Here is a 21,789-nt window from a genome sequence, read left to right as displayed (position 1 = left end):
GTCCAATCTCCTTAAGTCAGCAGTTGGCGGCAGATGGCGGCGAAATCGTCCGCCCAGCCAGTCAACAACGCAAGCAGGATCAGCCAAACCAGAAGCAGGAAGTGCCAGTACATGGTGCACAGTTCGACGCTCAACCGCAGCCGCGAGACCTCAACGCCGCGCCAAGCCTTGGCGACGGTCCTGCCCAGCGCCGCGAGGCCGCCCAGCACATGCAGTCCGTGAACCGCGGTGATGAGATAGAAGAAGGCATTGGCCGGGTTAGCCGTCAAAAAATAACCGGCTACGTTGAGTTGTTGCCACGCCAGCAACTGGCCAATCACAAAAACGACGGCAGAGACGCCTCCTGCGAGCAAGCCGATAAGCACATTGTCACCGTCATCCCGGCGCGCCGCGACTTGCGCCCATTGAAGTGCTGCGCTGCTTACGATCAAAACGCCGGTGTTGAACCACAACAGCTTCGGTACCGGCATCGACCGCCAGTCAATCAGCTCCATGCGCATGGAGTACGCACTGATGAAGAGGGCAAACAACGATCCGACGACCGCCAGAAACACACCCAGTCCAATCTTCGCGGGCGGCAGCGACGAAACGCTCCCATCGGGAAAATCGCCAATGACGCCCTCCTCCAGCCATGGCTTGGCGGCAAGGCGCTGCTGCGAGAGCCACCATCCCGCAATGGCCGCGATTCCAGCCATGAACAGGACAATTGCTGTCACGGATGCGTCCCCTTCAGTGCAAGAGCAGCCGGTGGCTCATTCTGCGGAATGAAATCCTGCGCAGCACCGGGCACGCTGTAATCGTAGGCCCAGCGATAGACGACGGGGAGTTCCTTGCCCCAGTTGCCATGCGCCGGCGGAGTTTCAGGCGTTTGCCATTCCAGCGTGGTCGCCCGCCACGGATTGCCGCCAGCCTCTTTCCCCTTGCGCAGGCTCCAGAACAGATTGAACACGAACACAAGCTGGGCGAATCCCACGATCAAGGCTGCGATGCTCATGAATGCGTTCAGATCGTGGGCGGATGCCGGGACGAATGCCGTATCGCCAATGTCATGATAACGGCGCGGCATACCCAGCAGCCCGAGATAGTGCATCGGGAAGAAGACTGCGTAGGCGCCAATGAACGTCACCCAGAAGTGAAAACGCCCGAGCGATTCGTTCAGCATCCGCCCGGTGACTTTCGGGTACCAGTGATAGATCGCACCGAACACGACCATGATCGGCGCAATGCCCATCACCATGTGAAAATGTGCGACGACGAACATCGTGTCGGACAACGGAACATCCACAACGACGTTACCGAGGAAGAGGCCGGTCAAGCCGCCGTTGACGAAGGTGACAATGAACGCGAGCGCGAACAGCATCGGGATGGTGAGATGAATGTCGCCGCGCCACAGGGTCAGGACCCAGTTGTAGACCTTGATCGCAGTCGGCACCGCGATGATCAGCGTCGTCGTCGCAAAGAAGAAGCCGAATTTCGGATTCATGCCGCTGACATACATGTGGTGCGCCCACACCACGAAGCTCAGCGCGCCGATTCCGACGATCGCCCACACCATCATGCGATAGCCAAAAATGTTCTTGCGTGCGTGGGTGCTGATGAGATCGGAGACGATCCCGAAAGCCGGCAGCGCGACGATATAGACCTCGGGATGACCGAAGAACCAGAACAGATGCTGGAACAACAGCGGGCTCCCGCCGGAGTACTTCATCTGCTGGCCCATTTCCACCAGCGTGGGCATGAAGAAGCTGGTGCCGAGAAGCCGGTCAAGAAGCATCATCACCGAGGCGACGAACAGAGCGGGAAAAGCGAGCAGCGCCATCACGGTCGCTGTGAAAATTCCCCACACCGTCAGTGGCATTCGCATCAGCGTCATCCCGCGCGTGCGGGCCTGCAGTACTGTCACCACATAGTTCAGGCCGCCCATGGTGAAGCCGATGATGAACAGAACCAGTGACAGCAGCATCATGATGATGCCGGCCTCCTGTCCTGGCGTTCCGGAGAGAACTGCCTGCGGCGGATAGAGCGTCCATCCGGCGCCGGTCGGTCCACCGGGCACGAAGAAGGTCGCCACCAGCACCAGCACGGCAAGCAGGTAAATCCAGTAGCTCAGCATATTGGCGTACGGGAAAACCATGTCGCGCGCGCCGACCATCAACGGGATGAGGTAGTTTCCGAAACCTCCGAGAAACAGCGCCGTGAGAAGATAGATCACCATGATCATGCCGTGCATGGTGATAAACTGGAGATACTGGCTTGGATCGATGAATGAAAAGGTACCGGGGAATCCAAGTTGCAGCCGCATCAGCCACGAGAGCACCAGCGCGACCATGCCGATGGCCATCGCGGTGAGCGAGTACTGGATCGCGATGACTTTCGCATCCTGCGAGAAGACGTATTTGGTCCACCAGCTATGCGGATGATAAAGATCGACCTCACCCACTTCAGCAGGCGGAATTCCTGCGAGCACGTCAGACGGGACATCAACCATCGAAATGTCCTCCTTGGTCTTCCACTCATCCGAGAGGAGTTAGCCTCACGAGGTGCGGCGCCTCTTCATCAGTATTTTTCATTCACTGCCTGTCTTGAAAATTGCCTTCATGATGTTGCGCTCACCGGATAGCTCCGCAAACGTCTGCTGCTTCTCAAGCCACGCGTGATAGTCCTTCTCTTCCTGAACAATAACCTTGCTTCGCATTTGCGCGTGCGCGATGCCGCACAGCTCTGCGCAGAGGACCTCAAACGTCCCGGTTCGCGTTGGAGTGAACCAGAAATAGGTAACGGAGCCGGGCACCATGTCCATCTTCGACCGGAACTCAGGCACGTAGAAATCATGCAGGACGTCGATCGAGCGCAGCAATACCTTCACCGGTTTTCCTACAGGCAGATGAAGATCGTCGTTTTCAATCACGACGTCATCCTGTCCGTTCGGGTCGTTTGGATTCAGTCCAAGGGGATTTTCGGCGCTGATGTTGCGGGCATCAGTTGTGCCAAGCCGGCCATCCTTACCCGGAAGGCGGTAGCTCCAGCGCCATTGCTGGCCCATGACCTCAATTTCGGTGGCGTTGGCCGGAACGGTGACGAACTGGTGCCAGACCACCAGACCGGGGGCGAGCATTGCGCCGACGCCGATGGCGGTTCCTATCGTGAGCCACAATTCGAGCTTCTTGTTTTCCGGCTCGTAGGCTGCCCGCCTTCCCTCCTTGTGATGAAAGCGGAAGACGCAATAGGCCATAAACGCGATCACCGCGAAGAACACCGCTCCGGTGATCCAGAACGTCATCGTGATGGTGTCGTCGATGTAGCTCCAGTTTGAAGCAATCGGCGTCCACCACCACGGACTCCAGAGGTGGAACAGCACGGAAGCGATCGCGATCAAAAGCAGTATGAGTGCTACAGCCATGCCTTGTTCATCCTTGCCTCTAGAGGCTACGGACAAGACTTAAGGGGCACGGCTCATGTCGACACGGGATGGCATGCCTCAAGATAGCCATCGCAATGCTGGCCGCCTTGCCCCCTTAACCGGTCGCAACATCGAAACCGACATCAGCAGTTTAAAGAGCAAGTATGCCGGTCGGGTTCAATTCAGCGAAGATGCTGCGATCGCAGGTGTCATTGAACTATGGGCATTACCACTAGAGGATGTTCCTCGCCGGGCTTGATTGTCAATAGACCGGCTCATGCGAACGGATGATGCTTGTTGAGTGCTGTGCCGTCGCACAATGCCGCAATGCAATCGGGAACACAGAAGCGCGTAACGTCTTCTCACCTTGCCTTCAAAAATTTTGCAGATGCACAATGGATCTAACAGCGCGTGCTATTCTTGTCTGGTTGCGCTATACTTGCTCCACAGGTCGCGACCCGGTTTGCCCGGCATAGCTCTTTCGTGAACTTGGCCGTCTCATCTGGTCGCCATTTCTGCGCACGAAGGCGATTGAACGTCGCTTGAAAAAGACGCCCAATCTCGCCGGTGCGAACGCATGGGAGATTGCGGCCATGGCCACACCGTATTCAGACAACATTCCACAAGTTGTACCAGACGCGTCTTCCGGCGCTGCCGTCCCTGTCGTTCGCGACATCGGAACCTCCGATCTGCTCGAGGCCTTGCGGCTGGGCTGGGAAGACTTCAAGGCGATCCCAAGCCACGCGGTTATTCTGTGCGTCATCTATCCAGTGCTCGGACTTGTGATCGCAAGGACAGTGCTCGGCTATTCGGTGTTGCCGCTGCTGTTCCCGCTTGCGGCGGGCTTCGCACTGATCGGTCCCTTCGCCGCGCTTGGGCTCTACGAGCTCAGCCGCCGGCGCGAGCGCGGGGAAGAGCCTTCCGCATGGGATGCATTTGCCGTGCTGCGATCACCGTCTTTCGGAGCCATGCTCGGACTTGGCGTGATCCTGCTCATTCTTTTCGTTGTCTGGGTCACCACCGCAGATTCCATTTACGTTGCCATCTTCGGCAACACTCCTGCTGCAAGCATTCCCGATTTCGCCTCACGCATTTTCTCGACCAAGGAAGGGCTGCAGCTGATGGTCGTTGGATGCAGCGTCGGCTTTCTGTTCGCTGTCATCGCTTTGTGCATCAGTGTCGTGGCGTTTCCGCTGATGCTTGACCGGCATGCGAATACGATCGATGCCATCCGGACCTCTCTGCGGGTCGTGGCGAAGAATCCCGTTGCAATGGCGACGTGGGGTCTCATTGTTGCTGCGCTGCTGGTGATCGGATCGATTCCGCTGTTCCTCGGTCTCGCCGTTGTTCTGCCCGTACTCGGTCATGCCACGTGGCATCTTTATCGCAAGGTGCTCGAGCCGGATCCGAATCCATACCAGGAACCGCCACACCCGCCGAAAGGACGGCGCTACGCGGCCGATTTTCCGGCTTCTCTGCTCCCGTGGGGGCGCGACAAGCCGTAGAACCAATCACCGAAGCGTTTCCGCTGCGACTCCGTCGTCCACAGCGGAAACGCTTGAGACCGGTTACATCCCGAGTGCTCGCCCGTCGCTGCGCGGATCATGCACTCCCGTCATGCGTCCAAGCGCGATCATTGAGTTCATGCCGGAGTGAGCTACGATTCTTTTCTCCCAGTCGGCGAAGCTTTCTTCTTGTGAGTACGAAAGCGGTTATGGGTTCCGAACGATATGCGTTCCGGTCTCGCCGCGAAGCGCAGGCATCGCATGATCAAGGTGACTGATGATGGCGCGCTTGCCGCCGCCTTCCAGAAAGCGGATTGCCGCATCGACTTTCGGACCCATGCTGCCCGGCGGAAAATGTCCTTCCCGGTGATAGGCCTTGATTTCGTCGAGCGTGACCTCCGTAAGCTCCTTCTGGTTCGGCTTGCCGAAATTGATGGCGACACGCGGCACCGCCGTCAGGATCAGCAATTCGTCGATATCGAGCACATTGGCGATGTGTGCCGACGTCAGATCCTTGTCGATGACCGCAGGCACGCCGGTACGCACGCCCTTCGCATCGCGGATCACCGGCATGCCACCCCCGCCGCCAGCAATAACGATGGTGCCGCGCTTGACCAGCGCATCGACCAGCGAAATATCGCAGACGTGTTTTGGTTTCGGTGACGGCACAACATGACGCCAGCCGCGACCGGAATCCTCGCGCATTGCCCAGTTCAGTTCCTTACTGATGTTCTTGGCTTCCTCTTCCGTGAAGAACGGACCTACAAACTTGGTCGGGTTGCCGAAGGCGGGATCGTCGGCATCGACTTCCACCTGGGTCAGGAGACTTGCAACGTGCCGCTGATTGCCCTGTTCCCGCAAGGCGTTCTCGATCGCCTGCATCAGGAGATAGCCGATGCCGCCCTGACTGTGCGCCACGCAGATGTCCATCGACATCGGCGGAATGCGGCTCATGGTCAGCATCTGACGCATCATGATCTTGCCGACCACGGGGCCATTGCCGTGCGTGATCACCAATTCATTGTCGATCTGCGCCAGCGGCAACAGCGCCTCCGCGGTCTGCTGCGCAACGGACTTTTGCTCTTCGGAGGTGCCACTGATGTCTTCCGGATGAACCGCATTGCCACCGATGGCGATTACAAGACGGCGCGGAACTTCATTAAGAGTTCGCATAACGGCTCACCTTCATGTCATTGGCCGCAAGAGCCAGCACGAGTTCGCATGCCTGCGCGTTCGACGGCGCGACCATAATGCCCGCGTCCTCCAGACGCCGGACCTGCACGGAGCGCACCTGCCGGTCAAGCTCCGTGCCGGTCACCGAAGCGACGATGATGGGGGCACTGTCAGGCCGGTTGGCTACGATCTCCGCCAGATGCGATGCGGGGTCGGCATGCGCGCCGTAACCGATCACGAGATCGACGAGAATCACCGCAAGCTCCGGATCGCTCAGTGCCGCACGCAAGGCGTCGTCGCGCACCGATGGATCAATCATGGGATGCGGCCGGCCCTGGGTGTATTCGTCCGCGCCGAGATCGATGATCCGATCCCGGCCAGCGCTCTCCGGCGCATCGAGATAGGGAACATTCGGAATCGCGGCATTCGACGCCACCTTGCGTCCGCCGGCTCCGAGGATCACCTGCGCTTCGGCGCAGAGTGTCCCTCCGGCAAACAGACCCTCGATCCGGCGTCCCCCCCTGCGCCGGGGCAAGCGCGTGGCAAGCTTCGTGACGTTGAAGTTGCCGCCGATGGTCCGGCCTCCGAGCGCGAGCTCCGCTGCATCTTTCAGGGTGCGCGCAAATTTCGCATTCGGCGGCAGATCGGCGGCTGAAGCTGCACCGATGAAGCACACCGTATAGGGCTTCGGACTTTTTGCGATGCGCGCGATCACAACCTTCGCAACATCCGGATGCGGCGGTTTGGAAATCAGAACCACGCGATCCGTCTCCGGATCAGCATCCAGCGCATCCATAGCCATCAGCGTTGTGATGCCCCCGATTTCCTTCTTCAGGTCGCGTCCGCCTACGCCGATCGCGTGCGAGATGCCCTCACCTGCCTCGGAGATCAGACACGAGACTTCCTGCGTGCCGGTTCCGGACGCGCCGATGATACCGATCTTGCCGCGCTTCAGCTTGTTGGCGAACGCCAGCGGCGCACCGCCGATGACGGCCGTGCCGCAATCCGGCCCCATCATCAGCAGGCCCAACTCCCGAGCCTGCTGCTTGAGCGACAGTTCGTCCGCGATCGAGACGTTGTCACTGAACATCAGCACATGAAGCCCGCGGTTCAGCGCCTTGCGCGCTTCGGCCGCGGCGAATTCACCGGGAACGGAAATCAGCGCCAGATTGGCATTAGGCGTGGACTTGACCGCCGCGCCAATGCTGCGCGGCCGCCATGCGGCCTCTCCCGCACTCCGGGTCTTTGGCTTATCGAGCGCCTTGAACGCGTCGCCGAGCGCGGTCCGTGCGGCCTGTTCGCTCTCGGCCTTGACCGCAAGGATGAGATCGTTGCCCAGTGCAGCGACATCACCGTCGAGAAGTCCAGCGTTACGCATGATGGCAACATTCGACGGCGTCCCCATCATCAACGCAGCTTCGAGAATGCCGGGCGCAGACGCGATCTCACGCGACAGCCGCATCAGCGCGACCGAATCCAGATAGAAACCTTTTCGAATTTCATTCAGAACGAACGCGCTCATGATACCCCCAGATCTTTCGCAATGGCCCGGACAGCTTGCTGGAAGCAGGCCATCGGCGCCTTCACCACGCCGGCGCCCACCTGCCCGATCCCGGGCTCTCGATGTGCGATGCCGGTATTGATGACCGGCGCCAGCCCGGTTTCGACCACCAGACGCACATCGATTCCGGTAGGAACGCCGGCGAAGTCGAGCGCGGCGATTGTCCACTCAGGATTTTGGCCTGCCGTGATTTCACCCATCGCACGGGTGAAATTTCCCGCTGACGACGGCGCACCGGCACCGATGAATCCGGCGACTGCGGGTGACGCAGCCATGGCGAAACCGCCAAGACCGATGGTCTCGACGATGGCGGAGTCGCCCATGTCCGGATTAGCGTCCTTTTCAGAGTAACCAGCGAAGTAGAGACCCTCCGGCATTTCGACCGGCGCGGTGAACCACTGGTCGCCGAGGCCGCTGACACGCACACCGAAGTCGGTGCCGTTGCGGCACATGGCGGTGACGATGGTCGAACCGCGAATGCCCTTCGCCGGATCGGTCATCGCCTTGCCCATGGCCATCGCGATGTTGAGAAAAAACTGATCGTTCTGCGCAATGAAAGCGATGCAATCGGCCAGAACTTCGTTGTCGGTCGAGGTCCGCGCCAGCGACGGCCCCACCTCCCGCAGAAACACGCTTGAGCAGGCGAGATTGCGCTGGTGCATCTCGTCGCCCATCGAGAGGCCGCGCGCGATGATCGACTTGAGCTCAATGCCGCCGCGCGCCCGAATGGCCCTGGCAAGGACCGGTCCGAATACGTCGCGCAGCCAGGCAAGTCGCGCGAGCACACTCGCGTCATTGCCGCCAAAGCGCATCACCTTCCCAAGTCCCTCGTTGATCGCACAATAGGCGCGATTACCAAACCTGGTATTCTCGACAACAAACAACGGCATCGACACCGTCGTCATTCCGGTCATCGGACCGACCGCGCCGAAATGATGGTTCGGATGAAATTCGATACCGCCGCTGGCGGCGAGCTTGGTGGCAGCCTCGAGATCTGGCGCCCAGCCTTCAAAGACAATTGCGCCGGCGACCGCGCCCCGCATCGGACCGCACATCTTGTCCCATGTGATCGGCGGCCCGGCATGAAGAACCATCCGATCCTTCAATCCTTTCAACACCTCCCGCGCCGGAACGATGTCGATCAGCTTCGGCTCGCCTTCCAGAATGCGCGCCAGAGCCTGCTTGTTTGCTTCTTCTATTAATTTCATGAACGCCTCCTCACACGCCGAGCTTCGCGAGCAACGCAGCCATCTCAGGATCACCACCGGCCGGCGGCGACCAGTCGACATGAACGACCTCGATGTCGCAGTCGCGCAGATCTTTCACGAAGCCTTCAAGGCCGACGTTCACGACCTTCACGTCGCCCGTCAGCAGAGCCTGATACGGCGCATTTTTCTCAGTTGCCATGGACGTCATTCCTTCACTCTTTATCGACGCTTCAAGATTAGTAAGAAAATTCTTACTTTGTCAATTGCCGATACCAAAACTGAATTGAGACCCTGAAGGATCATGATCCGAATGAAAGCGGCAGCGGCGGCTTAGCGATGATAAGCATCAAGACGCCGCGCGATTGTGCACGCGACTACATCTCGGCAAATCGGCGGTGGCGGCGCCGTCCCATCGCAGCTATCGCGCAGCAACCACACCGTCGCTGCGGGGATCGCTTGCACCTTCGAGCAATCCGTCCGGATGCCACACGATTGCGCCTGCGTGCCCCATGAATTCCTCGAACGGCCCCACAACCTGCACATCATGCCCAAGACTGCGCATCGCCTCGATCGTTCCTGCATCGAAACGGGATTCGATTTTCAGATTGTTGTTCTCCTCACCCCACGTTCGGCCAAGCAGCCAGCGCGGAGCGGTGACCGTCGACTGGAGATCCTGGCCGTGCAGCGCATAGCGCGAGAAAATTGCGGCCTGCGTTTGAGGTTGTCCTTCACCGCCCATCGTGCCGTAGGACATCAGGCGGCCATCGCTCAGTTCTGCCATCGCAGGCTGGATGGTGTGGAAGGGAAGCCGCGACGGCTCCAACCGGTTTGTATCGTTCTCACCGAGGCCGAAGCTTGTTCCGCGATTTTGCCAGGTCACGCCACTCTGAGGAAGAACGACACCCGAGCCGAACTCCCAGTAAATGCTCTGAATGAAGCTGACGCTCAAACCGCTGCGATCGGTCGCAGCGAGCCAAACCGTGTCGCCATGCTTTGACGGATCGGGCCACGGAGCAGCGCGATCTGTCGCAACAGTCTTGTCGAGGGCCGCGAGGGATTCCTCCGTCAGGAAGTCCACCGCGGCACGTTCCATATAGTCGGGATCCGTCACATGCCGATTGCGGACACGAAATGCTGCCTTGGTGCACTCAACCAGCCGGTGAAGATGGTCGATGCCGTCAGCCTCGTTGGCAATCCGCCGTGCGTAAAGTCCAAGGATCAGCAGCGACGCGAGACCCTGCGTCGGCGGTGGCATATTGAAAACCTTGTGGCCAGCCACATCGAGCGACAGCGGGGTTACCAGCGTGGCTTGATAACGCTCGAAATCGGGCAGACGAAGCGGGCTGCCGGCCTTTTCAAGATCGGCGGCCATCGAACGGGCGAGATCACCGCGATAGAAATCCGACAGGCCCGCTTGCGACAGGCGCGCGAGGGTGTCCGCGACGCGAGGCTGCCGCAGCTTTGAACCGACAGCGAGTGGAGCACCGTTCGGCAAATAGACATCAGCGAAGCCCGGTACGTCCTGCAGCTCCGGGCGCTTCTTCTTGATGTTCTCGTGGAGTGTTTGCGGAACCGGCACACCTTCCCATGCGTAGCGGATCGCATCCTGCAAAAGACGCGACATTGGCAATCGTCCGCCATGCTGCCGGCGGCTGAGATTTTGCGCCTTCTCCCAGCCGTCAACGGTGCCCGCAACAGTCAACGCCGCCAATGGACCGCGCCCGGGAATGGCCGTGCACCCACGCTCCCGATACCAATTGCGATCGGCAGCCATCGCGGAACGCCCGCACGCCTGAATTCCGATCGGCGCCGATCCCGGCTTGCCGATCAGCCAGAAGCTATCGCCGCCGAGGCCGTTCATGTGCGGATAGACCACGGCGATTGCCGCAGCGGAGGCAATCATTGCCTCGATCGCATTGCCGCCATCGGACAGAACGGAAAGACCGGCCTGGGCCGCAAGATGATGCGGCGCCGTCACCATGCCTCGATAGCTTCTTTTCGTCTGCAACATCCGAGAGCTCCGCACGCAAAAATAAGTAATAATGTTTTTACTTATATACCGTCAAGAGCCTTGAGCGAGCGCCCATCCAGTCGGCGCGCGATCGCAGCGCCAGAAACCATCGACGAGAAAAGGCACTGCACCGCAGAGAAAGAACTGCTCCGGGCATGCACCCGGAGCAGTTAAGTTGGGAGATCGGATGCGGTGCCGCTAAATGCGATTGAAAGACGGAGGCCGCGGCTCATCGCGGGCGAAGTGCCGCTCAATAGCCCGCAGTGCAATCAACGCGCCAGCAAAGCCGTCCCTGCCCGAACTGTGACCTATCGCCGATACCGCGGCCAAAGCCGGCGCCACACGATTGATGTCCCCGCTTATCGTCGTGTGAATTGCAGCATGCATCGCGGCGGCTCCGTAACCCAGCGCCGCGGTCCGCAGATGTGTCGCGCTGATGTCGTTGGTACGATCAAGATGCTCGCGGAAGGCGCTCCACAGCAGGTCCCGCACTTTCGGCAGATCCAGTGCCGCCAGCGCGATGAGCGCGCCTCCGAGCAGATCGTCACCGGACGGCGTCAGACCCGGTCCGAGACCGATAAGTGCTACCAGTTCCGCGCTATCCGCCGGCAGAGGAGCACGTCCAGCGAGCGCATTCGTGATGACGCGATCGAGAGCAGCTATTCCCGGCGCGGCGACAGCGACAAGCGGCGTGAGCTTTTCGTGACGCTGCGCACAACCCGCAGACGCCAATCCCTCCTCCGCCACCCCAACAAGAAAAGATTGATCAACGGCGCCAAGTCCGCGCTGCAATCCTGCAAGCGTCCAGCATACTGCCGACACCGGCCTCCAAATCGATGCATCGCCGATCGTCGCCAATGGCCTGTTGTCGATACAGAGAGTTGAACGATTCACCGAAACGGCAGCGTCTATCGCTGGCCAGCAAAGCGGCCGACGTTCGCACAGGACATGCAGCGGACCAGAGCCAAGATGCGGAAGGCCAACACAAATCCACTGGCCACCAAGCACGGCATAAAACGAGTTCTCGAAAACAGCGACAACCCGCCCTTCGCTCTCGCTCCGCAGCGCCTTCTCCGCGAACAGCCCCATTTCGCGAATGGTAGGCAACGGCCGGATACCCGGCCGTGACACAGAAGTCTCTATGTAACCTTTTAATGCCATATCCGGCTCTCAGGCGACCCCGCGCCCCGAATTTCATATAAGTAATAATATTCTTACTTTTATGTCAAACGGGAAGAGCGTGCTGCACATACCGACAACGTCATGATCGGGAACGAATTGTTTCCGCGCGCGTAAACAGGACAAGGTTAGACGAGATTAGGGGCTTTGCCCTGCACCGGCGAAAGCTTCGGTGAGGAGACCTTCTTACCATCCTTGCGCAAGGTATCGGGAACCGTCAGCCACGCCATGATCACGTCGTGAGCGTGCCTGCGGCGGTCTTCAAGCCAGCCTGCATCGCCCAGATCCTTGTCGAACATCAGCGACAGTGTATGCCGGTTGGATACGTGGAAATAACTGAACGCCGTAATCGTCACGTAGAGCTGGATCGGATCCACGCCGCTGCGGAAAATGCCGGCCGCCGCGCCTCGCCGTAGAATGTTCTCGATGTTGGATACGAGCGGCATTGTCAGTGCGGCGATCTTGCGTGATTTGCGAAGATACTTTCCGCGCTGCAGATTCTCCGTGTTGATCATCGCGATGTAGTCTTGGTGATTCTGGAAGAACGTGAACGTAAAATCGACCAGCTCGCGCAGGGCTTCCGCGGGGTCGAGACTGTCGAGATTAAGCTGCTGTTCGGCGGCGCGGATATCCGTATAGACATGCTCCAGAGCAGCGAGATAGAGCCCGTCCTTGTCGCCGAAGTAGTGATACAGCAGGCGCATATTGGCCTTCGCACGGTGAGCAATCGCATCGACGCGCGCCCCGCCAAGTCCGTTGCGGCAGAATTCATAAGTCGCAGCTTGCAGGATCGATTCCTTGGTGAGGGCGGAATCCCGTTTGCGCTTGCCCCCGGCGGCTTTCTTGCGTGCGGGCTGCTTCTTTGCTGACGTCTCGTTCATTCGTGCACCTGGTCAACACCATTGAAAGCATTTGGTGACTTTAACATAGTTGCCGTTACCGGCGGGGTCATTCGACCTCTGAAACTGCATTCTGCGGGCAATATGGGTCCTAGCTACCACATCGCCGCAACTGCAATCAAATGACGAGATCGGCCGTCCTCGCCGGGTGGACGGCCTATTGGCCAATGCGCTTGCTTCAACGTACATCGGAGACTGTCACGCCGTTGCGGGCGACCAGGCGGCCGGCTTTATAGACGTCACGGGGTTTGGGCCGCGCGATAACCGCTTCCTGAACGTGCTGCGCATCGATCACCAGAAAATCAGCAGGCCCGCCTTCCACAAGACCATACCCCTTGATACCGAGTGCTCGCGCCGCGTGCGACGTCACCATGTTGAACGCAAGCGCGAGCTCCGCGTCGGTATTGAAACCTGAACGATACCCCACGATCATCGCCCGTTCGAGCAGATCGCCATCGCCATAAGGCCACCAGGAATCGCGGATGTTATCGTTGCCCGCGAAGACATTCACGCCGGCTTCGTGAAGCAGCAGGACCGGCGGAAATGCGTGAGCGCCGGGCGCATTCGTCAGAATCGAAACCCCCGCTTCCGCAAGCCGATTTGCCGCCCGCAGCGCTATATCTCGCGGAACCTGACCCAGCGCATACGCGTGACTGATCGTCACCCTGCCTCCAAGGCCAAGCACCTTCGTGCGCCGCGCGATCTCCTCGATTTCGAACACACCGAGCAGATCGCCGTCGTGCAGATGGATATCGATGCCGACACCATGACGCTCCGCGACATCGAAGATTGCATCGAGGTGTCCCGCGATGTCACCGTCAAAGTCGGCGGGGTCGAGACCGCCGACAAGATCGGCCCCATTGCGGACGGCCTCGTCGAGCAGTTCGCGCGTGCCGGGCGCAGTCACGATGCCGCTTTGCGGAAAGGCGACGATCTGGATCGACACTTTGCCCCGATGCGCATCGCGGACCGCGGCCACCTGATCGAGATTCCGCAATCCGATCTGCGGATCGATATCGACATGGCTGCGCATATGGGTCGTACCCTGCGAAACGCAAAGCTCGATCAGACCGGCGGCGCGGACAGGAATCGGCTTCGCCTTGGCAAGTGCCTGCTTCTCGAACTCAACCCGCTCGCGGACATTGAAGCCTGCGGTACACGGCCGATGCGGCTTCCATTCGTCGCCGATGAACCCCTTATCGAGATGGATATGACCGTCGACCAGGCCCGGCAGCACGAGACGCCGCTTGAGATCAGTACTTTCACGCGCCGCAACGCGCAGACCGGCCGCAATGGCAGAAATCTGCCCGTTCTTCACTGCGATATCGACCGTTCGCCCATCGGGCAGTCGTGCGTTTTGAAACAGGGTATCGATGTCAGTCAATTAAAGTCCCCAAATCTGTAAGCAAGCACATGCATCGTCGATCGGCTGTGCGGTTGCGCCTCGTCACGACTGGATGATTCCTTCGGGCAGCGTGCGACAGTAATCGGCGATGCGTCCTGGGGTTGTGATCCAGATGTCGCGCCGCTTCGCAACGATGGTTTGCAACGCGCGCCGCAGCGGCCTCAAACGATGCGGCTGCCCCACAATATAAGGATGCAGCGCGATGCCCATCACGAGAGACTGCTTCGTGGACTGCTCCAGCATTTCCTCGAAGTTGTCGACGATCATTTGGGCAAACTGCTCGCCCGAGTCCTTTCGCCCGACGATCGAGGGAATGTCGTTCAATTCCTGCGGATAGGGCACCGAAAGAATCCTTCCGCCATTGCGGGCTGAAAACCAGATCGGCTGATCGTCCATGCACCAGTCGAGCAAGTATCCGTACCCGGCCTCGGCCAACAGGTCCGGCGTGAGGTGAGACTGCGAGATCCACGGTCCGAGCCATCCCGCCGGCTGGCGCCCCTCGAAATCGGCAATCACCGCAGTGCACTCGGCGATCAGTTGCTGCTCTTCCGCTTCGAGCAGTATGCCCTGCCGCTCGGAGTTCGTTCGCCCATGACCGACCACCTCGGCGCCGCGCTTCCGAAAAGCCTCCATCACTTCCGGGCAGTAATGGTAGATACTGCTGTTCGCGAGGACAGACACGGGCAGTGACAGCTCGTCGAAAAGATCGATTAGCCGCCAGACACCGACACGGTTGCCGTAGTCGCGCCATGCATAATTCAGGACATCCGGATGCGGACCGCCGGGGCACAACTCCGCGCCCAGTCCGTCGCCGAACGAAAAATGCTCAAGATTCAAACCGATATAGACGGCAAGTCGCTTGCCGTCGGGCCAGTTGAAGTCAGGCCGGTTGACGATCGCGCTGTAGCCGTATCGCCCGTGCGAAGGAACCTCGAGACTTTTCCCATTACGCGAACGCAACTGATTTTTCTGGTTGCTCGAAGCATCGGCAACTGCCGCAGATATCGGCACAATCTGCTTCTCTTTTGGTGTGGACGTTTTCTCGACCATCCCGGAAACTCCCTCAAAGTAATTATGGCCGCTTGACATTTCGACTATAGTTGAAGAAAGTTTTTACTTCCGTCAAGTTCGCGAAACGATGAGCGGCGGAAATGCTGGCGAGTTTGTTCTCGAAACGGAGAGCGACCGCCTTATCGGGAGGAATAACAGAATGCGCTACAATTCGACATCATCGAACCGTGCCTTTTCTCGTCCTTCGTTCCTGCAAGGCATGATGGGCGCGGCCTTCGCGGTAACACTGGCCGCTTCACCTGGTCATGCCGCCGACCCTATCAAGATCGGTCTCGTCACCGCCCTTTCCGGTCAATCGGCACGGGCTGGTGAAGCTCTGACTCGTGGAGCCACCATCGCCATCGAAGAGATCAACGCCAAGGGCGGCGTTCTCGGCCGGCCACTTGAACTCGTTCGCCGCGATGACGAAAGCAACCCGGCGAAAGGACTCATCGCCGCACGCGAACTGATCCAGCGTGAGAAGGTTTCAGCCCTACTCGGCGGCCTCGATACGCCGGTTGCTCTCGCGATCGTGCCGTTCGTCAACAACGCCAAGATGCCTTTCGTCGTGCCATGGGCTGCGGGCACCAACATCACGCAGAACGGTGCCGCCGACAACTTCGTGTTCCGCGTCTCTGCGATGGATGATGAAGTCGACAAGGCCATCGTCCAGTTCGCCCGCAAGACCTACGACACCAAAAAGCCCGGGCTGATCCTGGTCAATAATCCATGGGGCGAGTCAAACGAGCATGGCCTCAAGGCCGCCATGAAGGCATCTGGCACTGAGCCCGCCGGCATCGAGAAGTTCGAAGGAAACGACGTCGATGTCGTGCCGCAGCTGTCGCGATTGAAGCAGGCAGGCGCTGATACGTTGTTCCTGGTCGGCAACGTCGGTCCGGCTTCGCAGGTCGTGAAATCGCTCGACCGGATGGGATGGGCTCCGCCGATCGTCTCGCATTGGGGGCCCGCCGGCGGCCGCTTCACCGAACTTGCAGGGCCTAACGCCAAGAACGTGATCTTCGTTCAGACCTATAGCTTCTTCGGCGACCTCTCGCCCGTCGGCAAGAAAGTCATCGCGGCGCTGCAGGCGAAGTATCCTGACATCAAGGGTCCGGCAGATATCACCCCCGCCGTCGGCGTTGCCAACGCCTACGATTCGGTCCTCGTCATTGCGAAGGCAATCGAGAAGGCCGGCAAAGCAGAGCCAGTCGCAATTCGCGACGGCTTCTATGCAATCGACCGCGTCGACGGCCTTATCAAGACCTATGACAAGCCGTTCACGAAGACGAAGCACGACGCGCTCACGGAGAGCGACTACATCTGGACGCGCTTCGAGGACAACCACATCCTGCCGTTTGTGAAGAAGTAAACCGGCGCGTTGGCCGACAACCCAAGGCGATCAGCACATGTCACTTCTTCCTGCGATCATCACAGGATTGGCGCTCGGCAGCATGTACGGACTGCTCGCGCTTGGTTTTCACGTCACTTACGCAGTATCCGGCACGGTGAACTTCTCCCAGGGCAGCTCGATGACCCTGGGAGCCGTGGCTGGATACTTTTTTCTCGTTCTGTGGGGCTGGCCGGGCGCGCTCGGCATTCCGGCTGTTCTCGCAATCTGCGCCCTGTATGGCCTTATCATCGAACGCTATGCCGTGCGTCCGTTCGTGCAGCGCGGATCGGACAACTGGCTGATGGCAACCGTTGCCGTCGGCATCATCGTCGATAACCTGATGCTGTTTGTGTTCGGCAAGGAGCCGCGCGGCTTCCCCTCAATGCTCGCGGTGAAACCTATCCAGATCGTCGAAGGAGCCGGCGTCTATCCGCTTCAGCTTCTGATCCCGGTCATCGGTCTTCTCCTGGCAACGGCGCTTCATCTTTTCACCCGCCGTACGCGCCATGGCGTCGCCATGCTCGCGGTCGTGCAAAATCCAAATGCCGCACGCCTGATGGGCATCGATGTCGGCCGCGCCATCGCCGCAAGCTACGCGGTATCGGCGGTTCTCGCCGGGATCGCCGCCCTTCTGATTGCGCCGCTGTTCAACGTCTCATCGGAAATGGGAACACTGTTCGGCATCAAGGCATTTGCCGCCGCAATCATCGGAGGCCTCGGCAGCGCATGGGGCGTCATGCTGGCTGGACTCTGCCTCGGCCTTATTGAGGTGTTCGCCACCAGCTATCTCGGCTCGGTTTACACCCAGATCATCACATTCGCTTCTGTCATCGTGATTCTCGTCGTTCTGCCTCACGGGTTGCTCGGCCGCGCTGGAGTGAAAAAGGTATGACTTCCCGTACGTCTCTTTTCATCGGCGGCGCCGCGCTGGCGATTGCCATTGGCTATACAGCAGTCGCCGACAGCTACGCGGTGTTTCTCATCGCGACCATTTCGCTGACTGCCATTGCCTGCATCGGCCTGAATGTCCTGCTCGGACTGGCGGGGCAGATCTCGCTCGGACATATCGGCTTCATGGCAATAGGCGCTTACACGACGGTGCTTCTGATGGAAAAGGCCGGTTGGCCTTATCTGGCAGCGACCGGCGCCGGCATTGTCCTCGTCAGCATCATCGGCGGTCTTCTTGCCATGCCGGCGTTGCGCGTCCGAGGCCCGTATCTGGCTATGGTCACGATTGCGTTCGGCTTTATCGTCGAACACGGCACCATCGAATGGCGCGATCTCACCGGCGGCGGCAACGGCCTTGTCCTTACCGTTCCACCGAGCATTTTCGGCATGCCCCTATCAGAGCGCGGCCTCGCCATCGCCAGCGTCGCCCTGATGTTTGCCGGCGTCGTGCTATTCGATCGGCTGAAGCGAAGCGGCTGGGGCTATGCCATGCGCGCGGCCCGCGACTCTGAAGTTGCGACCCGCTCGGTGGGTATCGATCTCGTCCGCGTGCGCACCATGGCTTTTGTCATCTCAGCGGCAGCCATGGCGCTGGCAGGATCATTATTCGCCCCGCTTCAAGGCTACATCAGCCCCAGTTCATTCCCCTTCCTGCAATCGATCCTGCTGCTGTTCGGCGTCATGATCGGAGGAGCCGGGTCGGCGCTTGGCCCGGTGATCGGTGCAGTACTCGTCGTACTGCTACCAGAGCTTCTCTCGGATCTGGCGGAATATCGCCTGCTCGCGTTTGGTCTTTTGCTGTTCGCTGTGCTGCGCGTTGCTCCGAACGGCGTCGCGGGTCTCGCCGGGCAACTCTTTGCAAAATTCTTTTCGGCGTCCCGGCCGCAATCCGGCGCGGATGGTGTGTCGACGATCGGCGACCCCGGCGCCGCGCTTCGCGTGGAAAGCAGCAGCGCGCCCCCGCTCAACGTCACGGACCTCTCGATCGCGTTCGGCGGTGTCCGCGCGGTGCAGAACGTCTCGTTTACCGCGCAGCTCAGTCACGTGACGAGCGTAATCGGCCCCAACGGCGCCGGCAAAACGAGCGCACTCAACCTGCTTTGCGGATTCTATCGGCCGACTTCAGGTACGGTGAAACTTGGTGATCGTGACCTGACCGGCCTGCCCTCACACACCCTCGCCCGCGCCGGCGTGGCCCGGACATTCCAGACCACGCAATTGTTCGGTTCGCTCACCATTATCGAAAACACGCTCCTGGCGGAAACCGCCGGCAAGCTGGGCGGCATCGTCTCGCCGCTCCGCAATCCGGACACCGAGCGTTTCGCGCGATCCCTGCTGCGGTTCGCGGGAGTTGATGGTGACCTCGACCGGCCGGCGGAATCGCTTCCGCATGGTGAGAAACGTCTCGTCGAAATCGCGCGCGCTTTGGCGTTGCGGCCGAAGGTCCTGCTTCTTGACGAGCCCGCCGCCGGCCTGTCGAAGGGTGACAAGCTGCGCCTGACAACGTTGCTGCGCCGCATCGCGGATCTCGGTGTCGCCGTGATCATTGTCGAGCACGACATGCCGATGATCATGTCGCTGAGCGATCACATCGTGGTCCTGGATGGCGGCAAACGCATCGCCGTCGGCGAGCCTGCGGCCATCCGGAACGATCCTCTGGTCCGGAAGGCCTATCTCGGCGATGCAACGGCGAGCGAACAGCGCCACCGTCCCGCCCGGCAGCCCGGGCAGGAGACTGTGCTCGACATCAGGAAGCTCGATGCGTTCTACGGTCTGTCGCGGGCGCTCGAAAGCATCAACGTCGTTGTCGGTAACGGCGAGGCCATTGCCGTGCTTGGCGCAAACGGTGCGGGTAAAACCACGCTGATGCGCTCGATCGCAGGGCTTGAGCCGCCACGCACAACCGGCGAGATTTCGCTTTCCGGCAAACGGATCGATAGCCTGCCCGCGCATGCACGCGCCCGCATTGGTGTCGTGCTGGTGCCAGAGGGACGGCAGGTATTCCCGGAACTCACGGTCCGGCAAAACCTGCAGCTTGGGGCCTATGCTCGCACGGACATCGATCTCGATGCCGAAGTCGAAGCCATGCTGGCCCGCTTTCCGCGCCTCAACCAGCGTATCGATCATCGCGCCGGTCTTCTCTCCGGCGGTGAACAGCAAATGCTGGCAGTCGCCCGCGGGCTGCTGACGTCGCCGAAAGTGCTGATGCTGGACGAGCCATCGCTTGGACTCGCGCCGCTTGTGGTCGACGAGCTTTTCGCGTCGTTCGAACGCCTCCGCGTTGAAGGAATGACGCTGATTGTCGTCGACCAGATGGCCGGACAGGCTCTTGCTCTGGCTGACAGGGCCTATCTTCTGGAAACAGGCGCGATCGTCAAAAGTGGAGCCGCAGAGACCATCGCGAAGGACCCCTCGCTCGAAGCCGCCTATCTGGGAGGAGAGGCCCAGGCAAGCGGCGCAGAGAGGATTGGGGTCGGGGCATGATCCACCGCGTCGCGGGCTCATTTGCAATGCTCGCGACGTTATGCATCACCTGAGCCGGTTGTCGCTATCGGCTGCCCCCGATGAGCGTCAAAAGCTCCGCAGTCACGGCGTCGGCCGGCAGCAAACCGTTGATGCTCCTGAGGATGGCTCTCTATTGATAGTATTCGATGAGCGGAGCGGTCTGCTCATCATACGTATGCAGACGCACTTTCAGCGCTTCGTGATTGTCATCGAGACGAACGTCCCCGCCGGCTTGCTGCATCTCACGAGCCCTGATCATGATCCGATCGAGCAAGATCTCCTCGTCTGCGCGCTCCTGACGCCAACATATGCAAGATCCGCGGTTCGGGGGAAGGTTCCGTCCGACCATCTAGCTGTTACTTGCGGACAGCCGGCCGCAGAATGAGGTGTCCATTCGGACGACACGCGAACCGGGATGGATCTCAGCCGACGTCCCGGCCGCCGTCGATCATGTCAGGGCTCCTGTGGGGTTCGTCTACTCGGCAGCATGCTGCTTTTTGACATCGTCTCCAAAATGGGTCCAGCGACGAGCTCTCGCCATATCCATATTGCTTATCTCGCGGCGCTCAGAATTTACGCCGGGTTGGGGTATGCGCGGGTCTTTGGTTACCGGAGAACCAGCTCTTCGACTTTACGAACTCACTCTCAAGAAAACGCCTGACCTCTCTGGTCAGCTTTCTAAGATCGCTTTCAGGACGGCGAAGCAACCACACGTTCAAAAATGCCGTCTCATTCGGAAGCACCCGGACAAGTCGTTCGGCTTGCGCAAAGGGCACAGCGAGAAAGGCCAGACCAAGGCCTTCCGCCGCCGCAGCAAAGTGACTTGCAACGGGCAAAATGCGCAGGGCATTTCGCACCTCCGTCGCGGCAAAGAACTGTGTGGCCAACTGCATCTGGCCGGCGCGTTCACTTCGGAAGCCGGCAAAATCCTCTGTGAGTCCGATAATGTCGTGATCCTTGAGTTGAGCCAGCGATCGCGGTGCAGGATGCGCCGCCAGATATTCCTCCGAAGCGAATATCCCGAACGCGACGGTCGCTACCCGCTTTCCGATCAGTTCACTTTCGCCGGGATCACCCATTCTGATGACGAAGTCGAGATCGCTCGTCGCCAGGGACTGCTGATGCATTGTCGATGTGAGTTCGAGACGCAGACGGCTGTTCAGGCCACGGAGTTGTTTGACGCGAGGCAGGAGCCAGTGTTTTGTCAGCCCCTCCGTCGCGGAGATCTTGACGACGGACGACCTCTGGCCGACCCGCGAACGCAGCTCGCGATTGAACAAGTCGAACGCGGACAGAATATCCCCAGCCGAGCGTCGGAGATCTTCGCCTTCCGGCGTGAGTTTTACTCCCGACGACGCCCGAAAGAACAGCGGCGCTCCGACGTACCGCTCAAGCTCCTTTAGCCGCCGGCTCAGTGTCGGTTGGCTCATCCCAAGTTCATTGGCGGCGCGATTGACGCTTCCCGTTCGGGCCACGACCAGGAATAGACGGTACAGGTCCCAGTTTGCTTCGGTCACATCTGCATTCCGCGCTGCCTGGGAAGGGATAGTAATGG

General features: G+C 59.9%; 18 protein-coding genes. 4 read left to right on the top strand and 14 right to left on the bottom strand.

Going from position 1 to position 21,789, the window contains the following annotated elements; translation table 11 throughout:
- Positions 1 to 11: 11 nt before the first annotated feature.
- The 3 genes from HMPREF9695_RS03585 to coxB all read right to left on the bottom strand — a co-directional run bounded on the left by HMPREF9695_RS03585 (position 12) and on the right by coxB (position 3,400).
- On the bottom strand, positions 12 to 716 hold the full coding sequence (locus HMPREF9695_RS03585; protein WP_006019428.1) for a cytochrome c oxidase subunit 3: 705 nt from the start codon (positions 714 to 716) through the stop codon (positions 12 to 14).
- A complete protein-coding gene (gene ctaD / locus HMPREF9695_RS03580; protein WP_006019427.1) occupies positions 713 to 2,488 on the bottom strand; it encodes a cytochrome c oxidase subunit I in 1,776 nt (591 codons plus the stop codon). Before ctaD ends, HMPREF9695_RS03585 begins: the two co-directional genes overlap by 4 nt.
- Positions 2,489 to 2,566: 78 nt before the next feature.
- Positions 2,567 to 3,400, bottom strand: a complete 834-nt coding sequence (coxB, locus tag HMPREF9695_RS03575; protein ID WP_006019426.1) for a cytochrome c oxidase subunit II — start codon at positions 3,398 to 3,400, stop codon at positions 2,567 to 2,569.
- Between the two features lie 593 nt (positions 3,401 to 3,993).
- Between coxB and HMPREF9695_RS03570 the strand changes: the two genes are divergently transcribed.
- Positions 3,994 to 4,905 carry a DUF2189 domain-containing protein gene (locus HMPREF9695_RS03570; RefSeq protein WP_006019425.1) on the top strand — a complete coding sequence of 304 codons (912 nt, stop codon included), beginning with the start codon at positions 3,994 to 3,996 and terminating at the stop codon, positions 4,903 to 4,905.
- A gap of 207 nt (positions 4,906 to 5,112) precedes the next feature.
- On the opposite strand, the gene arcC is transcribed toward HMPREF9695_RS03570, so the two are convergent.
- The 9 genes from arcC to HMPREF9695_RS03525 all read right to left on the bottom strand — a co-directional run bounded on the left by arcC (position 5,113) and on the right by HMPREF9695_RS03525 (position 15,391).
- Entirely contained in the window at positions 5,113 to 6,078 is a 966-nt protein-coding gene (gene arcC, locus HMPREF9695_RS03565) for a carbamate kinase (RefSeq protein ID WP_006019424.1), read from the bottom strand.
- Positions 6,065 to 7,600: an acyl-CoA synthetase FdrA gene (gene fdrA, locus HMPREF9695_RS03560; RefSeq protein WP_006019423.1), complete on the bottom strand. Its 1,536-nt coding sequence runs from the start codon at positions 7,598 to 7,600 to the stop codon at positions 6,065 to 6,067. The genes arcC and fdrA overlap by 14 nt, the downstream gene beginning before the upstream one ends.
- A complete protein-coding gene (locus HMPREF9695_RS03555; protein WP_006019422.1) occupies positions 7,597 to 8,847 on the bottom strand; it encodes a YlbE family protein in 1,251 nt (416 codons plus the stop codon). The genes fdrA and HMPREF9695_RS03555 overlap by 4 nt, the downstream gene beginning before the upstream one ends.
- Positions 8,848 to 8,857: 10 nt before the next feature.
- On the bottom strand, positions 8,858 to 9,046 hold the full coding sequence (locus HMPREF9695_RS03550) for a hypothetical protein (protein WP_006019421.1): 189 nt from the start codon (positions 9,044 to 9,046) through the stop codon (positions 8,858 to 8,860).
- Between the two features lie 219 nt (positions 9,047 to 9,265).
- Entirely contained in the window at positions 9,266 to 10,858 is a 1,593-nt protein-coding gene (locus HMPREF9695_RS03545) for a gamma-glutamyltransferase family protein (protein WP_006019420.1), read from the bottom strand.
- Between the two features lie 198 nt (positions 10,859 to 11,056).
- Positions 11,057 to 11,590 carry an oxamate carbamoyltransferase subunit AllH family protein gene (locus HMPREF9695_RS26850; RefSeq protein ID WP_245258706.1) on the bottom strand — a complete coding sequence of 178 codons (534 nt, stop codon included), beginning with the start codon at positions 11,588 to 11,590 and terminating at the stop codon, positions 11,057 to 11,059.
- A gap of 575 nt (positions 11,591 to 12,165) precedes the next feature.
- Positions 12,166 to 12,918, bottom strand: a complete 753-nt coding sequence (locus HMPREF9695_RS03535; RefSeq protein WP_006019418.1) for a TetR/AcrR family transcriptional regulator — start codon at positions 12,916 to 12,918, stop codon at positions 12,166 to 12,168.
- 196 nt (positions 12,919 to 13,114) lie between these two features.
- Positions 13,115 to 14,320 carry an amidohydrolase family protein gene (locus HMPREF9695_RS03530; RefSeq protein WP_006019417.1) on the bottom strand — a complete coding sequence of 402 codons (1,206 nt, stop codon included), beginning with the start codon at positions 14,318 to 14,320 and terminating at the stop codon, positions 13,115 to 13,117.
- A 63-nt stretch (positions 14,321 to 14,383) separates the two neighbouring features.
- Positions 14,384 to 15,391: a polysaccharide deacetylase family protein gene (locus HMPREF9695_RS03525; RefSeq protein WP_006019416.1), complete on the bottom strand. Its 1,008-nt coding sequence runs from the start codon at positions 15,389 to 15,391 to the stop codon at positions 14,384 to 14,386.
- Positions 15,392 to 15,551: 160 nt separating this feature from the next.
- Between HMPREF9695_RS03525 and HMPREF9695_RS03520 the strand changes: the two genes are divergently transcribed.
- From HMPREF9695_RS03520 to HMPREF9695_RS03510, 3 genes are read left to right on the top strand one after another with little or no spacing between them, the layout of a single operon-like run.
- Positions 15,552 to 16,760: an ABC transporter substrate-binding protein gene (locus HMPREF9695_RS03520; RefSeq protein WP_006019415.1), complete on the top strand. Its 1,209-nt coding sequence runs from the start codon at positions 15,552 to 15,554 to the stop codon at positions 16,758 to 16,760.
- A gap of 37 nt (positions 16,761 to 16,797) precedes the next feature.
- Entirely contained in the window at positions 16,798 to 17,673 is an 876-nt protein-coding gene (locus HMPREF9695_RS03515; RefSeq protein WP_006019414.1) for a branched-chain amino acid ABC transporter permease, read from the top strand.
- Positions 17,670 to 20,213: a branched-chain amino acid ABC transporter ATP-binding protein/permease gene (locus tag HMPREF9695_RS03510; RefSeq protein WP_006019413.1), complete on the top strand. Its 2,544-nt coding sequence runs from the start codon at positions 17,670 to 17,672 to the stop codon at positions 20,211 to 20,213. Before HMPREF9695_RS03515 ends, HMPREF9695_RS03510 begins: the two co-directional genes overlap by 4 nt.
- A 151-nt stretch (positions 20,214 to 20,364) precedes the next feature.
- Here HMPREF9695_RS03510 and HMPREF9695_RS25565 read toward each other — a convergent pair whose 3' ends face one another.
- Positions 20,365 to 20,508 (bottom strand): nucleoside monophosphate kinase, encoded by a 144-nt coding sequence (locus tag HMPREF9695_RS25565; RefSeq protein WP_006019412.1) that lies wholly within the window; start codon positions 20,506 to 20,508, stop codon positions 20,365 to 20,367.
- Positions 20,509 to 20,800: 292 nt separating this feature from the next.
- Positions 20,801 to 21,751 carry a LysR family transcriptional regulator gene (locus tag HMPREF9695_RS03500; RefSeq protein ID WP_006019411.1) on the bottom strand — a complete coding sequence of 317 codons (951 nt, stop codon included), beginning with the start codon at positions 21,749 to 21,751 and terminating at the stop codon, positions 20,801 to 20,803.
- Between the last annotated feature and the right edge of the window lie 38 nt (positions 21,752 to 21,789).

This window comes from Afipia broomeae ATCC 49717 (assembly GCF_000314675.2).
In the GTDB taxonomy this organism is placed as follows: Bacteria; Pseudomonadota; Alphaproteobacteria; order Rhizobiales; family Xanthobacteraceae; genus Afipia; species Afipia broomeae.
Note: the sequence above shows the minus strand (reverse complement) of the source record. Positions and strands in the feature narration are given on the sequence as shown.